Below are 15,582 nucleotides of genomic sequence, written 5' to 3'. Positions count from 1 at the left end.
GGCCGGCCCGTAATGCCGCCGGAGCGGATGAGACGTGCCAAAAAGGGCATCCTCCGGCGAGAACCCGCCAAATCCGGCGCGGCCGGGGCACGCAGGCCGCCCTGTGGTGCAAGCATCTGCACGGGGCACAGCCATTCCGCACAACGGATCCCGGTCCCCCCGCACGGCCACCACGATGGTCCGAGGAGAGAGTGACGATGACCGAGGCGACTCGGCACACACCCGGCACACCCTGCTGGGTGAGCTTGATGGTGCACGGCCTTGACGCGACGAAGGATTTCTACGGAGCGCTGTTCGGCTGGGAGTTCTCCCCCGGCCCCCAGCAGTTGGGTCCGTACGTCCGTGCGCTGATCGACGGCAAGGAGGTCGCAGGCATCGGCAGGATCCCGAGCAGCCGGCAACTGCCGATCGCCTGGACGCCGTATCTGGCGACCGACGACGCGGATGTGACCGCCGAGACGATCAGGAGCCGCGGCGGGACGGTCGGCGTAGGCCCGCTGGACGCGGGCCCCGCGGGCCGGCTGGCCATCGCGACCGACCCCGGGGGCGCGGTCTTCGGCATCTGGCAGACGGCAGCCCACCGCGGCACCGCCGTGTACGGCACGCATGGCACGCCCGTCTGGAACGAGCTGGTGACCCCGGAGACGTCGTTCGTGGGCAAGTTCTACGAGGCGGTCTTCGGCTATGAGGTGGAGGCAGTCGTCTCGGCCGACTTCGACTATCTGACGCTGCACCTGGCCGGACGCCCGGTGGCGGCCCTCCACGGTGTGGGTCAGGCCCTTCCGCGCAGGGGCACGCACTGGATGACCCACTTCGAGGTCGAGGACACCGAAGAGGCGGCACGCCAGGTGGTGGAGCTCGGCGGGCAGGTGCTGCAGCCGCCGAGGGACGGCAGCAGCGGCCGGCTCGCGACCGTCGCGGACCCGGAGGGCGCGGTCTTCACGATCGTACGGACGGCCTCTCGCTGACCTCGACGGGCAGGACGTCCGGGGAGAGAGCGGCCGCGCAAGCGGTGGCCGCCGTCATCCGCCGCCGGTGGTGGCGTCGGCAGAGCACCTCGTAGCCGATCTCGTCGGGCGACTGGTCGACGTCGCCCACGACGACCTGCGCGCCCTCGAGGACCATGATCCCGCCGACGGTACGGGCGTTGTGCGTGGCCCGCGCGCCGCACCAGCACAGCGCCTCGACCTGCAGTACCTCGACCCGGTCGGCGAGCTCGACGAGCCGCTGCGAGCCGGGGAAGAGCTTGGAGCGGAAGTCGGTGGTGATACCGAAGGCGAAGACGTCCAGGTCGAGGTCGTCGACGACACGGGCGAGCTGGTCGATCTGCTCGGGAGCGAGGAACTGCGCCTCGTCGGCGATCACATAGTCGCAGCGGCCGCCCTGGGAGAGATGGGCGACGAGATACGCGTAGAAGTCGAAGCCCTCCGCCGCCTCGACCGCGTCGGTGACCAGGCCGAGCCGGGAGGACAGCTTGCCCTCACCGGCACGGTCGTCGCGGGTGAAGATCATGCCCTGGAGGCCGCGCGCGGACCGGTTGTGCTCGATCTGAAGAGCGAGGGTGCTCTTTCCGCAGTCCATGGTTCCGGAGAAGAACACCAGCTCGGGCATGGGGAGTTGAGGACCTTTCGGGTCTGGACGAGGGAGGCTGTTATGAGCGTACTTCGAAGAGCGGGACGAGCTGCTCGACGGGGGTCATGGAGCCGTGCATCCCGACCATCGCCGACTCGTTCGGCTCATTGACGGAGGCGGTGATCACCACGTCGTCGCAGGCCGCGGCGACGACATCGCCGATCCGCGCGTACACCCGCTCGTCCACCCGGTCGCCGAACCATCCCGCGGCGATCGCCTCATCCCGGCTCGCCACCCAGAACTGCTCGCCGAGGACCTCGCGCCAGACCGCGAGCACATCGGACTCGGCACCCGGCACGGCGTAGATGTGGCGGGCGCGGCCCTCGCCGCCCAGCAGGGCGACGCCGGCGCGCAGCTCCCAGTCCTCGTCGAAGTCGATGCGCGACTGCTCGTCGAAGGGGATGTCGATCATGCCGTGGTCGGCGGTGACGTACAGGGCGGCGCGGGGCGGGAGTTGCTCGGCGAGACGCTGCACCAGCCGGTCGACGTACATCAGCTGGCCGCGCCAGGCGTCGGAATCCACACCGAAGCGGTGGCCCTTGCCGTCCACATCGCTGTAGTACGTGTAGACCAGCGACCTGTCCCCCAGCGCCAGTTGCTCGGCCGCCAGGTCCATACGTTCCTCACCCGAGAGCCGGCCGAGGAAGCTGCCACCGCTGAGTGCGATCTTGGTCAGCGGGGTGTGCTGGAAGGTCGGCGACGACACCTGCGCGGTGTGCACGCCCGCCGCGTCGGCGAGCTGGAAGACCGTGGGGTAGGGCTGCCAGATGTGCGGAGGCGTCCAGGGCTTCCAGCGCAGCTGGTTCATCAGCTCGCCGGTCTCCGGATTGCGCGCGGTGTAGCCGGGCAGACCGTGCGCGCCTGGCGGCAGGCCGGTGCCGACGGAGGCCAGCGAGGTGGCTGTGGTGGCCGGGAAACCGGCGGTTATGGGCCGCCCCGTGCCGCCGCGCGAGGTGGCCAGCAGCGAGGTGAGGTACGGGGCCTCCTCGGGGTGGTTCTTGATCTGCTCCCAGCCGAGGCCGTCGATCAGGAAGATGCAGTTCCGGTCGGCGGGGGTCAGCTCGGGGATGCTCTGCGTCAGGCCCGGTACGCCCTGGCCGGCGGCGAGCGTCGGGAGCAGATCGGCGAGCGATCCGGTGCCGTACTCGGGGACGGGCGCGGTGGAGAGGGCGAGCGGGACGGGTTCGTCCGGCCAGACTGCGGGCTGAGCCATCAGCGCGTGGCTGCCGTGGCTTCGGAGAGCGCCTGCGCGAAGGCGAGCGTCTGCCGGACCGCGTCCGGGCCGTCGCCGGCCTCGCTGACGCGCAGGCTCAGGTCGTCAGCGGTGGAGCTCCCGGTGTAGCCGTGGTCCGCCTCGCAGTTGGGGTCGCCGCAGGCCGCGGGCTCCAGGTCGATGCGGGAGACGGCGCCCCAGCCGATGGTGAGGACGACCTCGCGGGGCAGGGTGCCGGGGGTGTACGACTCCGGGTTGGCGACGACGCGGCTGACCACGACCGACGAGATCCGGCCGAGCTTGACCGATTCGGTCGAGGTGGTGGCGTACGGCGTCGGGGAGCTGGAGTCGGCGGCCTGCTCGTCGGTGTGGCTGACGATGAAGCGGTTGGCCGTCAGAACGAGGACGGTGACATGGCGGCGCACCTCGTTGGCGTCGAACGTGGTCTCTTGGTGCACCAGGTACGACGCAATCTGCTCGCCACCGACAGCGGCCTCCACCGCCTCGGCCACAAGGGCCGGGTAGTAGCCGCTGCGCTCGATCGCCGAGCGCAGCCCCTGGGTCGTCGTACCGGTCTTCGCCATGCGGTCCATCCTACGGGGCTCACGGGGGGCGGCGAGCGCTCAGTAGCTGGGGAGTCGGCGGGGGCCCAGGTCGGTGCGGGCGGGCGGCGGCGCGAGCCGTACGGACGCGTCGAGCACGGAAAGGCCACGCTGAGCGACGACGACCGGTTCGAGGCTGATTCCGACCACTTCCGGGTGATCGTCGACCAAACGTGACACCCGAAGCAGCAGCTCTTCGAGGGCCGGGGTGTCGACGGGCGCCGAGCCGCGCCAGCCGAAGAGGAGTGGGGCCGTCCGGATGGTCCTGATCAACTCGGCGGCGTCCCGGTCGGTGACGGGCACGAGCCGGTGGGCCGTGTCACCGAGCAGCTCGGAGGCGGCTCCGGCCAGCCCGAAGGAGAGCACCGCGCCGGCGGCGGGGTCGATGGCGGCGCGTACGACGGTGTCGACGCCGCGCGGAGCCATCGCCTGGACGACGGGCTGCAGCTCCTCGGGCTTGCCGAGAACGTCGGTCAATTCGCGGTAGGCCTGCCGCAGTTGCGCCTCGTTGGCCAGATCCAGCCGTACGCCGCCGAGGTCGGCACGGTGGCGCAGGTGCGGGGCGGTGGTCTTGAGGGCGACGGGGTAGCCGAGGCGGGTGGCGGCGGCCACGGCGTCGTCCGGGCCGGGCGCGGGGAGGGCCGAACGTACGGAGATGCCGTACCGGCCGAGCAGCTCCTGGGTGGCACCGGGTCCGAGGGTGCTGCCGCGAGGGTCGGTGACCCCGCCGAGCAGCGCCTCGATCTGCCTGGCGGCACCCGCCTCGTCGATGTCCTCGTACTGCGGCACCTTGCCGGGCTCGGCGGCCTGCCGACGCCACTGGGCGTACTTGACCGCCTCGGAAAGGGCTCGGACGGCCCGCTCGGCGGCGGGGTAGGCGGGGATACGGGAGGCGTGCGGGGCGGTCGCGGGGGCCGGGGCCGCGTAACGGACAGCCGCCGAAACGGCGGACGAGCTCGGGGCGGGCGGAGGAGTGCGGACGGCCCGCCGCGCCTCGTGGCCGGGGCCCGGTCCCCCGGCGTCGGTCTCGGGGGCCGGGACCGTACGCGTACTCGTCGCCGCCGCCAGCGCCTCCGCCAGACCGCCCATTTCCACATGGACCACCGCGACCGGTTTGGCCGGGGCCGTCGTGACCGCGTCGCGCAGCGCTGCTGCCAGGACCTCGCCGTCACCCGACTCCGTGACGCCGTTCTCGCCGACCCACGGGATCGCCGTCACCACCACCGCATCGCAGGCGTCGTCCACCAGGGCCTCGGCGAGGGCGGCACGGAAGTCCGCGGGTGTGGCGGCCGTCGTGAGGTCGCGCGGCCGCAGGGGACGGAGGCCGTCGGCGAGACAGGCGTCGTACGTGAGCAGGCCGAGCGACTCGGAGTTGCCGAGGATCGCCACGCGCGGTCCGGCGGGCAGCGGTTGGCCGGCCAGCAGCAGGCCCGCGTCGACCAGTTCGGTGACGGTGTCGACGCGGATCACGCCGGCCTGGCGGAGCAGCGCCCCGACCGTGGTGTCGGGGATCCCGGTGACCGGCACCGCGTGTCCGGGCGGCTCACTGCCGCTGTGCCGGGCGCCCTTCACCACGACCACCGGTTTCACCGCCGCCGTACGCCGGGCCAGGCGGGTGAACTTGCGCGGGTTGCCGATCGATTCGAGGTACAGCAGGACCACATCGGTGTCCGGGTCCTCGTACCAGTACTGCAGAAAGTCGTTGCCGGAAACATCCGCGCGGTTGCCCGACGAGATGAAGGAGGAGAGCCCGGCCCCGCGCCGGTGCAGGCCGGCGAGCAGTGCGATGCCGATGGCGCCGGACTGGGTGAACAGGCCGATGCGGCCGGCCGCCGGGGACTGGGGGGCCAGCGAGGCATTGAGGCGGACGCTGTCGCTGGTGCTGATGATGCCGAAGGAGTTCGGGCCGATGATGCGCATCCCGTACGAGCGGGCCTGCCGCACCAGTTCGCGCTGGCGCTCCCGTCCGGCGGCCCCGCTCTCGGCGTATCCGGCGGTGAGAACGACCAGGCCCTGGACGCCGTGCTCACCGCAGTCGGCGACCACTTCGGGCACCCGCTCCGCCGGGACGGCCACGACCGCCAGGTCGACGGTCTCCTCTATCTCGCCGACGGAGCGGTGGGCCGGGACGCCGTCCACCTCGGTCTGATCCCCGGGAAAGGCGCGGTTCACGGCGTAGGTGCGTCCCGTGTATCCGGCGTCGAGGAGGTTGCGCAGGACGGTGCGGCCCACGCCGCCGGGCGTGCGGCCGGTGCCGATGACTGCGACCGAACCGGGCGCGAGGAGGCGCTGCACAGAGCGGGCCTCCGCGCGCTGCTCGCGGCCGCGCTGGACGGCCAGGGACTCCTCGGTCGGTTCGAGGTCGAGGGTGAGATGGACGGAGCCGTCCTCGAAGCTGCGCTTCTGGGTATAGCCGGCGTCCCGGAACACCTTGATCATTTTATTGTTGGCGGGCAGCACCTCGGCGGCGAAGCGCCTGATGCCGCGTTCGCGGGCGACCGCGGCGATGTGCTCGAGCATGGCGGATGCCACGCCGCGCCCCTGGTGGGCGTCCTGGACGAGAAAGGCGACCTCGGCCTCGTCGGCGGGGGCGCTCGCGGGCCGGCCCTGTCCATTGATCCGGTCGTAGCGGACGGTGGCGATGAACTCGCCGCCCACCGTGACCGCGAGACCCACCCGGTCCACGTAGTCGTGATGGGTGAAGCGATGCACGTCCTTGGCGGAGAGCCGGGGGTAGGGCGCGAAGAAGCGGTAGTACTTCGACTCGTCGGAGACCTGCTCGTAGAAGCTGACCAGACGGTCGGCGTCCTCGGTGGTGATGGGCCTGATACGCGCGATACCGCCGTCGCGCAGCACCACGTCTGCTTCCCAGTGGTCGGGGTAGGCGTGATCCGACGAGGTCTGCATGGGGAAAGCGTACGGCTCACTCACGGGTCGCGGAGGAGGTTGCCGCGGGGCAGTCTGAGGAAGCCGACCGGCGGCCGATCCCGGGTCCGGGGCCGGTGCGAGCAACGCAGCAACACATGAGAGACTGGTCTAGACAACCGCTAAGACTTGAAGGGCAACACCATGGCTGAGCGCCGCGTCAATGTCGGCTGGGCCGAGGGCCTTCACGCCCGCCCCGCTTCCATCTTCGTCCGTGCCGCCACGGCCGCCGGCGTCCCCGTGACGATCGCCAAGGCGGACGGCACCCCGGTCAACGCCGCCTCGATGCTCGCGGTGCTCGGCCTGGGCGCCCAGGGGGGCGAGGAGATCGTGCTCGCTTCCGAGGCCGAGGGCTCCGACGCCGCGCTGGACCGTCTCGCCCGACTTGTCGCCGAGGGTCTCGAAGAGCTTCCCGAAACCGTCTGAGCCGAACAGGCCCATTACCCACGGCAAAGCCGCGGTGTCCCGGATTCTCGGATATCGCGGCTTCGTCTTTTCCGGACGCAGTTTTTCTGGCCGTTGATTTCCGCGGCCCGACGCTTGAATATGGGCAGCAGAAAAGAAGCCCCGCGAATATCTATCCTTTGTATACGGCGCGCCTGTTAATGGCGGGCACTCGCGATGTTTACGGCATGTTGCGAAGTCCTCACGCGCTCGGGACGGCGCAGCCGGTGCGCGGCGGCGGCCCGTTCGGCGTGCACGGCCGTCAGCCCTCGCGCCCGTTCCGCGTCGCCGCGCGCCACCGCGTCCACGATCGCGCCGTGCTCGATCCAGGACTCGACGGGCGTGGCCGGCTGCTCGACGGTGTACATCCAGGCGATCTTGTGCCGCAGCTGGGTGAGCAGAGCGATCAGGCCCGGACTGCCGGAGGCCTGGGCGAGCGTCTCGTGGAACCAGCCGCCCAGTGACCGCAGGTCCTCGCCCTGACCACGGCGGGCCCGCTCCTGACCCAGCCTGACCAGGCCCCGCAGCACCTTCAGATGTGCCTCGGTGCGCCGCTGGGCGGCGCGCGCCGCACCCATGGGCTCGAGCAGCATCCGGATCTCCAGGAGGTCGGCGGCCTCCTGCTCGGTGGGCTCGGCGACACAGGCGCCGGCGTGGCGGCGGGTGGTGACGAAGCCCTCGGACTCCAGCGTGCGCAGAGCTTCGCGCACCGGGACCCGGGAGACGCCGTAGCGGCGCGCCAGCTGCTCCTCGGTGAGCCGGCTGCCGCGCTCGAATACACCGGAGACGATGTCGTCGCGGATCGCCGTGCATACCGAGTGCGCGGGAATGCGCATGACCGAACCTCCGCTTTAATCCGCGCGAAACGCAGCCGACTGACGTCTGTTCAGTGACTCTATTGCAATGCGCGGGATTTTCCGATGGGAGACCGGAATCCATGGATATCTTTTGGCCAGAACTCCGGCGGAGCGGGCAAACACCGAAGGCCCCGGCGGTGAGCCGGGGCCTTCGGGAAGCACGTGGGACCGGACAGCGGCCCCGCCGTCGGGTCAGACGCTGACGCCGTGCGCGCGCAGGTACGCGACCGGGTTGATGTCGGAGCCGTACTCGGGGCTGGTGCGGGCCTCGAAGTGGAGGTGCGGTCCAGTGGTGTTGCCGGTCGCGCCGGAGAGGCCGATCTGCTGGCCCGGGGTCACCGACTGGCCGACCGAGACGCCGATGGACGAGAGGTGGCCGTACTGCGTGTACGAGCCGTCCTTCATCTTGATCACGATGTTGTTCCCGTACGCGCCGCCCCAGCCGGCCTCGACGACGGTGCCGGAGCCGACCGCGTGCACGGTCGTGCCGGACGCGGCGTGGAAGTCGATGCCGGTGTGGCTGCCGGAGGACCAGATGGCGCCGCCGGTCTTGTAGCCCGTGGAGACGTACGAGTGAGAGATCGGGGCCACGAAGGAGTTGAGGCGCTTGCGCTCGGCGGCCCGCGCGGCGCGCTCCTTGGCCTCACGGGCCTCCTTGGCGCGGGCCTCGGCCTTCCGCTTCGCCTCGGCCTCGGCCTTCGCCTTGGCGACGGCCTCGGCGGCCTCCTGCTTCTGAGCGGCGGCCTGGTCGGCGATCTGCTCGGCGAGGGAGTCGGCGGCCACGATCTGGGTCAGGCCGGTGTCCTCGACGGTGGCGGCGCCGGTGTCGGCGGCGAGTGCCGGGGAAGCGAGGGTTCCGATGACGCCGGTGGTGGCGAGAGCGGCGACGCCGGCGATGTTCGCCTTCTTGCGCGTCATTCGGCTCGGGGCACGGTGCTTCCCGGTGGCACGGGTGAACGCCATGAAGTGGCTGGTCCTTTCCTTCCTTCTCGCCTACCGGGTTAGCTGACGGGTTCGGAGCAGGAAGGTCTCCTACAGGCCCCTCCGCAGGTGCGAAGGCGCCCGATTCACCCCAGGGACTGAGTGGGTCCCCGGCTCCCCAGGCTCGCGCCTGACGGGGACTCGGCGATGACTGTCCGATGCCGCGGATGCGGCGGGCTACGGCGGACAGCCGGACCGACGCTAGGCGGGCCGTCTTTCAATCACCAAACAGACAGCTCTTTTTGTAGCGCATGCCACAGGCCAGACAGGCAGGCTCTCCAATAAAACGGGCATAAAGCAGAACCCCGGCATCACCAGGGAGGCCGGGGTTCCGTTTGCCTGTTTTGAATTGTTTGCCGGATAAGCCCAATCAGCCTGTGACAACCGTCACTTCGCCGATGCCGAGCGCCCTGACCGGCTCCTCGATCTGCGAGGCATCGCCGACAAGCACCGTGACAAGTCGGTCCACCGGGAAGGCGCTGACGGCCGCGGCCGTCGCCTCGACGGTGCCGGTCTCGGCCAGGCGCACGTACAACTGCGCCTGGTAGTCGTCCGGGAGGAACTGCTCGACCTGGTCGGCGAGCGTGCCCGCGACGGAGGCGGCTGTCTCGAACTTCAGCGGGGCGACACCCACCAGGTTCTGCACGGCAACATCGCGCTCGGCGTCGGTCAGACCCCCGTCCGCGAGCGTACGCAGCACCTTCCAGAGGTCGTCCAGCGCCGGTCCGGTGTTCGGGGTGTCCACCGAGCCGCTGATGGCGAGCATCGCCGCGCCCGACCCGTCGGGAGCGGAGCGCAGCACCTGGCCGAAGGCCCGTACGCCGTAGGTGTAGCCCTTCTCCTCGCGCAGCACGCGGTCGAGGCGCGAGGTGAGGGTGCCGCCCAGGCAGTACGCCCCGAGCACCTGGGCCGGCCAGACGCGGTCATGGCGGTCCGGGCCGATGCGGCCGATCAGCAGCTGTGTCTGGACGGCGCCGGGGCGGTCCACGATGACCACACGGCCGGTGTCGTCGGCGGTGATCGGCGGTACGGGACGGGCATCGGCGCTGTTGCCGGTCCAGGTGCCGAGGGTCTCGGCGAGCACGGCGTCAAGGTCGACTCCGGTGAGGTCGCCGACGATCACCGTGGTGGCCGTGGCCGGCCGGACGTACGCCTCGTAGAAGGCGCGCACGGCCGCGGAGTCGATCCGGGCCACGGTCTCCTCCGTGCCCTGGCGGGGGCGCGACATACGCAGGGAGGCCGGGAAGAGCTGCTTGGAGAGCTCCTTGGCCGCACGGCGGGCCGGGTTGGCCGTCTCGTGCGGGATCTCGTCCAGCCGGTTGCGTACCAGCCGCTCCACCTCGTTGTCGGCGAAGGCGGGCGCGCGCAGCGCCTCGGCGAGCAGGCCGAGCGCCTTCGGCAGCCGGGAGACCGGCACCTCCAGGGAGATGCGGACACCCGGGTGGTCGGCGTGCGCGTCGAGGGTGGCGCCGCAGCGCTCCAGCTCGGCGGCGAACTCCTCGGCGGTGTGCTTGTCGGTGCCTTCCGACAGGGCGCGCGCCATGATCGTGGCGACGCCGTCGATGCCCTCGGGCTCGGCCTCCAGCGGGGCGTCGAGGCAGATCTCGACGGCCACCACCTGCTGGCCGGGGCGATGGCAGCGCAGCACGGTGAGGCCGTTGTCCAGCGTGCCGCGCTCGGGGGCCGGGAACGCCCAGGGGCGGGCCGGTCCGGCCGTCGGCTGCGGGTGGAACTCCATGGTCACGGCAGCGTCGCTCACTGGTCCGCCCCTTCGTGCTCGTCGTTCTCGTCGCTGTCGCCGTTGTCCGCGGAGAGGGGCTCGTAGACCAGCACCGCCCTGTTGTCCGGGCGCAACCGGGCCTTGGCGACCGCCTGCACCTCTTCGGCGGTGACGTCCAGCACCCGCTGCACGGCGCTCAGCGCCAGCTGCGGGTCGCCGAAGAGCACGGCGTACCGGCACAGTTCATCGGCGCGGCCTGCGACCGTGCCGAGCCGGTCCAGCCACTCGCGCTCCAACTGGGCCTGCGCCCGCTCCATCTCCTCGGGCGTGGGGCCTTCCGCGGCGAACCGCGCCAGCTCCTCGTCGACCGCGGCCTCGATCTGCGGCACCTCGACACCGCCGGACGTCTTGACGTCCAGCCAGCCCAGCGAGGGGGCACCGGCCAGCCGCAGCAGACCGAAGCCGGCCGCGACGGCCGTCTGGTCACGGCGCACCAGGCGGTTGTGCAGCCTCGAGGACTCACCGCCGCCGAGGACGGTGAGCGCCAGGTCAGCGGCATCGCACTCGCGCGTGCCGTCGTGCGGCAGGCGGTAGGCGGCCATCAGCGCCCGGGCCGGGACCTCCTCGACGATCTCCTCGCGCAGCTGCTCGCCGATGGTCTCCGGAAGGGAGCCGTCGCGCGGGGGCTGTTTGCCGTCGTGGGCCGGGATGGAGCCGAAGTAATTCTCGATCCAGGCGAGCGTCTGCTTCGGGTCGATGTCGCCGACGACCGACAGCACGGCGTTGTTCGGCGCGTAGTACGTACGGAAGAAGGTGCGCGCGTCCTCGAGGGTCGCCGCGTCCAGATCGGTCATCGAGCCGATCGGCGTGTGGTGGTACGGATGGCCCTCGGGGTAGGCGAGAGCGGTCAGCCGCTCGAAGGCCGTACCGTACGGGACATTGTCGTACCGCTGGCGGCGCTCGTTCTTGACGACATCGCGCTGGTTCTCCATCGACTCGTCGTCGAGAGCCGCGAGCAGCGAGCCCATCCGGTCGGCTTCCAGCCAGAGGGCGAGCTCCAGCTGGTGGGTGGGCATGGTCTCGAAGTAATTGGTGCGTTCGAAGCTGGTGGTGCCGTTCAGGGAGCCGCCGGCGCCCTGAACCAGCTCGAAGTGGCCGTTGCCCTTCACCTGGCCCGAGCCCTGGAACATCAGATGCTCGAAAAGGTGAGCAAGGCCGGTACGGCCCTTGACCTCGTGGCGCGAGCCGACGTCGTACCAGAGGCAGACCGCGGCGACCGGGGTCAGGTGGTCCTCGGAGAGCACCACGCGCAGGCCGTTGGCCAGGCGGTGCTCGGTCGCTGTCAGGCCGCCGGAACCGGCCTGCGCTGTGGCCGTGTGACCCATGGGCATGTACGTCCCTTCGATCGCGATATGGAGAAGTCCTGCCACTGTATGCAAGCCATCTGACACCTGGCGAAGTTCCCGGCCGAGAACGGCCCAACGACGGGTCGAGGTCAGCCTTGTCAGTGGCTCGGTCCACAATGGTCCGCGTCAGAACCTGAGTCCTGCCCCGCACAAGCCCGCACAAGAGCGAGAAGGAGCCGCAGCCGCGATGGCCCGCCGCAGCACGAAGACCCCGCCGCCGGACGACTTCGAGGAGAAGATCCTCGACATCGACGTCGTCGACGAAATGCAGGGCTCCTTCCTCGAGTACGCGTACTCGGTGATCTACTCCCGGGCCCTGCCGGACGCCCGCGACGGTATGAAGCCGGTGCACCGCCGCATCGTCTACCAGATGAACGAGATGGGCCTGCGCCCCGACCGCGGCTATGTGAAGTGCGCCCGCGTCGTCGGCGAGGTCATGGGTAAGTTGCACCCGCACGGCGACGCGTCGATCTACGACGCCCTGGTGCGAATGGCGCAGCCGTTCTCGATGCGCCTGCCGCTGGTCGACGGCCACGGAAACTTCGGCTCCCTGGGCAACGACGACCCGCCGGCCGCCATGCGGTACACCGAGTGCCGGATGGCGGACGCCACAAGCCTGATGACGGAGTCGATCGACGAGGACACCGTCGACTTCCAGTCGAACTACGACGGTCAGGAGCGGGAGCCGGTCGCGCTCCCCGCCGCCTATCCGAATCTGCTGGTCAACGGCGCGTCCGGGATCGCCGTGGGCATGGCGACGAACATGCCGCCGCACAATCTCGGCGAGGTCATCGCCGCCGCCCGGCATCTGATCAAGCACCCCGGCGCGGACCTCGACACGCTGATGCGTTTCATCCCCGGGCCCGACCTGCCGACCGGCGGCCGGATCGTGGGTCTCGGAGGCATCAAGGACGCGTACGAGGCCGGCCGCGGCACCTTCAAGATCCGCGCGACGGCCTCGGTGGAGGACGTCACGGCGCGCCGCAAGGGGCTGGTGATCACCGAGTTGCCCTTCACGGTCGGCCCGGAAAAGGTGATCGCGAAGATCAAGGACCTGGTCTCGGCGAAGAAGCTCCAGGGCATCGCGGACGTCAAGGACCTCACCGACCGGCAGCACGGTCTGCGACTGGTCATCGAGGTCAAGAACGGCTTCATCCCCGAGGCCGTGCTGGAGCAGCTCTACAAGCTGACGCCGATGGAGGAGTCCTTCGGTATCAACAATGTGGCGCTGGTGGACGGGCAGCCGCTCACCCTGGGGCTCAAGGAACTGCTCGAGGTCTATCTCGATCACCGCTTCGAGGTCGTGCGGCGGCGCAGCGAGTTCCGGCGGACCAAGCGGCGCGACCGGCTGCACCTGGTCGAGGGCCTGCTTGTCGCACTTCTCGACATCGACGAGGTCATCCGGCTCATCCGGTCGAGTGACAATTCCGCGCAGGCCAAAGAGCGGCTGATCGAGCACTTCTCGCTCAGCGAGATCCAGACTCAGTACATTCTGGATACTCCGCTCCGCCGGCTGACCAAGTTCGACAAGATCGAGCTTGAGAGCGAGCGCGACCGGCTCAACGGCGAGATCGACGAGCTGACCGGGATCCTGGATTCGGACACCGAGCTGCGCAAGCTGGTCTCGACCGAACTGGCCGCGGTGGCGAAGAAGTTCGGCACCGAGCGGCGCACGGTGCTGCTGGAGTCGGCGGGTACGCCGGTCGCCGCGGCGTCGCTGGAGGTCGCGGACGACCCGTGCCGGGTGATGCTGTCCTCGACCGGCCTGCTGGCCCGTACCGCCAACGGCGAGCCCCTGGCGCACGAGGGAAAGCGCGCCAAGCACGATGTGATCGTTTCGGCGGTGCCTGCGACACAGCGCGGTGACGTGGGCGCTGTGACCTCGTCCGGGCGGCTGCTGCGGCTCGCGGTGATCGACCTTCCGCAGCTTCCGGACACGGTGTCCGCGCCCAATCTGTCGGGCGGTGCGCCGGTCGCTGAGTTCTTGTCGCTGGAGCCGGACGAGTCGGTCATCTGCCTCACCACGCTCGACGAGTCCTCGCCGGGCCTCGCACTCGGCACGCTGCAGGGTGTCGTCAAGCGCGTCGTACCCGACTACCCGGCGAACAAGGACGAGTTGGAGGTCATCACTCTCAAGGAAGGTGACCGGATCGTCGGCGGTGCCGAACTGCGTACGGGCGAGGAGGACCTGGTCTTCATCACCTCCGACGCCCAGTTGCTGCGCTACCAGGCGTCGCAGGTGCGGCCGCAGGGCCGGGCGGCCGGCGGCATGGCCGGGATCAAGCTGACGGAGGGCGCCGAGGTCATCTCGTTCACGGCTGTCGATCCGGCCGGGGACGCGGTGGTCTTCACCATCGCGGGCTCGCACGGCACGCTGGACGATTCGGTGACGACGGCGAAGCTCACGCCGTTCGACCAGTACCCGCGCAAGGGACGGGCCACGGGCGGCGTGCGTTGCCAGCGCTTCCTCAAGGGCGAGGACGTGCTGGTACTGGCATGGGCGGGCGCGGCACCGGCCCATGCGGCGCAGAAGAACGGCACACCGGCCGAGCTTCCGGAGCCGGATCCGCGGCGTGACGGCTCGGGTACCCCGGTGACGTCGAAAGTGGCGGTGCTGGCGGGCCCGTCGAGCTAGTCCAGCGCGGGCTCGGCGGTCTCGGCCGTCTCCGCTGTCCCATCCGATTCGGCCGGTACGTACCGCAGGACGCCCCACATGCTCCGCTCGTCGGGGGCGTCCTGCGGGCCGGTCTGCGCGCAGGACTCCAACTGCTTGCGCAGCGCCCCGGCGTCGATGCCCGAGCCGATCAGCACGAGCTGCGTCAGCCGCACCTCCCCGGGCGCCCAGCGTGACGGATAGAACCGCAGAAACCGGCCGACGGCGTGGACGGCGTACCGGTTGTCCGGATCGGCGGCCCCGAAGTCGACGAATCCCTTGATCCGGTAGAGCCCTTCGGGCCTGGAGTCGAGGAAGTCCATGAGCCGGCGCGGGTGCATGGGCGCATCCGCCATGAAGGCGAGGCTCTCGTACGCGGTGTGCAGATGGTCCGCATGGCCGTGGTCGTACTCGTCCGCGTACAGATCCTCGAAGGACAACTGGCGTACCTTCTCCTCCCGCTCCGGCCGCACGGCGGGGTCGAAGAGCATCTGCGGGTCGACCCGCCCATGTTCCACGGTGATCGCGGGCGTGCCCGCGCCGAACTCGCCGAGTGTCCCGAGCACCCGTTCCAGAGCGTCCGGCTCCACCCGGTCCGCCTTGTTCAGAACGATCAGATCCGCGATCGCGAGATGCCGGTCGATCTCGGGGTGCCGCGCCCGGGTCGCGTCGAACTCTGCGGCGTCTACGACCTCGACCAGTCCCCCGTACACGATGCGCGGATTGTCGCTGGCCAGCAGCATCCGTACCAGCTCCTGCGGCTCGGCAAGCCCACTGGCCTCGATGACGATGACGTCGATGCGCGTGGCGGGCCGGGTGAGCTTCTCCAGATAGTCGTCCAACTCGCTCGCGTCGACGGCGCAGCACAGACAGCCGTTCCCGAGGGACACGGTGGAGCCGACCTGTCCCGCGACGGTCATGGCGTCGATTTCGATGGAGCCGAAGTCGTTGACGACGACGCCGATGCGGGTGCCGCCGTTGCGCCGGAGCAGGTGGTTGAGGAGGGTGGTCTTGCCGGATCCCAGAAAGCCCGCGAGGACGACGACGGGTACGGGTTTGCTGGCCATGAGCGACGAGCCTAGCCCCCTGCCGGCGCGCGTCATTCATGAGCAGGTGGCGACACCGCGTCATGGTCCCTCTACTTGGGAA

General features: G+C 70.2%; 12 protein-coding genes and 1 riboswitch. Of the genes, 3 read left to right on the top strand and 9 right to left on the bottom strand.

Going from position 1 to position 15,582, the window contains the following annotated elements; genetic code table 11:
* Positions 1–197: 197 nt before the first annotated feature.
* Positions 198–968 (top strand): VOC family protein, encoded by a 771-nt coding sequence (locus ACWDZ6_RS14140; RefSeq protein ID WP_451503036.1) that lies wholly within the window; start codon positions 198–200, stop codon positions 966–968.
* Here the strand turns inward: ACWDZ6_RS14140 and ACWDZ6_RS14135 are convergent.
* The 4 genes from ACWDZ6_RS14135 to ACWDZ6_RS14120 are packed head-to-tail and all read right to left on the bottom strand — an operon-like array spanning position 940 to position 6,354.
* A complete protein-coding gene (locus tag ACWDZ6_RS14135; RefSeq protein WP_451503035.1) occupies positions 940–1,611 on the bottom strand; it encodes a thymidine kinase in 672 nt (223 codons plus the stop codon). The genes ACWDZ6_RS14140 and ACWDZ6_RS14135 overlap by 29 nt on opposite strands.
* A 40-nt stretch (positions 1,612–1,651) precedes the next feature.
* Entirely contained in the window at positions 1,652–2,845 is a 1,194-nt protein-coding gene (locus tag ACWDZ6_RS14130) for an alkaline phosphatase family protein (protein ID WP_451503034.1), read from the bottom strand.
* On the bottom strand, positions 2,845–3,438 hold the full coding sequence (locus ACWDZ6_RS14125; protein WP_366730299.1) for a DUF5998 family protein: 594 nt from the start codon (positions 3,436–3,438) through the stop codon (positions 2,845–2,847). The genes ACWDZ6_RS14130 and ACWDZ6_RS14125 overlap by 1 nt, the downstream gene beginning before the upstream one ends.
* 30 nt (positions 3,439–3,468) lie before the next feature.
* Complete coding sequence (locus ACWDZ6_RS14120; protein ID WP_451503033.1) at positions 3,469–6,354, bottom strand: bifunctional acetate--CoA ligase family protein/GNAT family N-acetyltransferase; 2,886 nt, start codon at positions 6,352–6,354, stop codon at positions 3,469–3,471.
* 162 nt (positions 6,355–6,516) lie between these two features.
* On the opposite strand from ACWDZ6_RS14120, the gene ACWDZ6_RS14115 reads away from it, so the two are divergent.
* On the top strand, positions 6,517–6,798 hold the full coding sequence (locus ACWDZ6_RS14115) for an HPr family phosphocarrier protein (RefSeq protein ID WP_351447237.1): 282 nt from the start codon (positions 6,517–6,519) through the stop codon (positions 6,796–6,798).
* 176 nt (positions 6,799–6,974) lie between these two features.
* Here ACWDZ6_RS14115 and ACWDZ6_RS14110 read toward each other — a convergent pair whose 3' ends face one another.
* The 4 genes from ACWDZ6_RS14110 to ACWDZ6_RS14095 form a co-directional block, all read right to left on the bottom strand.
* Positions 6,975–7,652 carry a GntR family transcriptional regulator gene (locus tag ACWDZ6_RS14110; protein ID WP_389181998.1) on the bottom strand — a complete coding sequence of 226 codons (678 nt, stop codon included), beginning with the start codon at positions 7,650–7,652 and terminating at the stop codon, positions 6,975–6,977.
* A gap of 213 nt (positions 7,653–7,865) precedes the next feature.
* Complete coding sequence (locus ACWDZ6_RS14105; protein WP_451503032.1) at positions 7,866–8,636, bottom strand: M23 family metallopeptidase; 771 nt, start codon at positions 8,634–8,636, stop codon at positions 7,866–7,868.
* 13 nt (positions 8,637–8,649) lie between these two features.
* Positions 8,650–8,811: riboswitch (cyclic di-AMP (ydaO/yuaA leader) on the bottom strand.
* 213 nt (positions 8,812–9,024) lie between these two features.
* On the bottom strand, positions 9,025–10,392 hold the full coding sequence (locus ACWDZ6_RS14100) for a M16 family metallopeptidase (RefSeq protein WP_451503144.1): 1,368 nt from the start codon (positions 10,390–10,392) through the stop codon (positions 9,025–9,027).
* A 17-nt stretch (positions 10,393–10,409) separates the two neighbouring features.
* Positions 10,410–11,765, bottom strand: a complete 1,356-nt coding sequence (locus tag ACWDZ6_RS14095) for a M16 family metallopeptidase (protein ID WP_451503143.1) — start codon at positions 11,763–11,765, stop codon at positions 10,410–10,412.
* A gap of 202 nt (positions 11,766–11,967) precedes the next feature.
* Here ACWDZ6_RS14095 and ACWDZ6_RS14090 point away from each other — a divergent pair, with 202 nt between their 5' ends.
* Positions 11,968–14,415, top strand: a complete 2,448-nt coding sequence (locus tag ACWDZ6_RS14090) for a DNA gyrase/topoisomerase IV subunit A (RefSeq protein WP_451503031.1) — start codon at positions 11,968–11,970, stop codon at positions 14,413–14,415.
* On the opposite strand, the gene ACWDZ6_RS14085 is transcribed toward ACWDZ6_RS14090, so the two are convergent.
* On the bottom strand, positions 14,412–15,500 hold the full coding sequence (locus ACWDZ6_RS14085; protein ID WP_451503030.1) for a CobW family GTP-binding protein: 1,089 nt from the start codon (positions 15,498–15,500) through the stop codon (positions 14,412–14,414). The two genes, ACWDZ6_RS14090 and ACWDZ6_RS14085, sit on opposite strands and share 4 nt — an antisense overlap.
* Between the last annotated feature and the right edge of the window lie 82 nt (positions 15,501–15,582).

The sequence above is a fragment of the Streptomyces sp. NPDC002926 genome (assembly GCF_053591755.1).
Note: the sequence above shows the minus strand (reverse complement) of the source record. Positions and strands in the feature narration are given on the sequence as shown.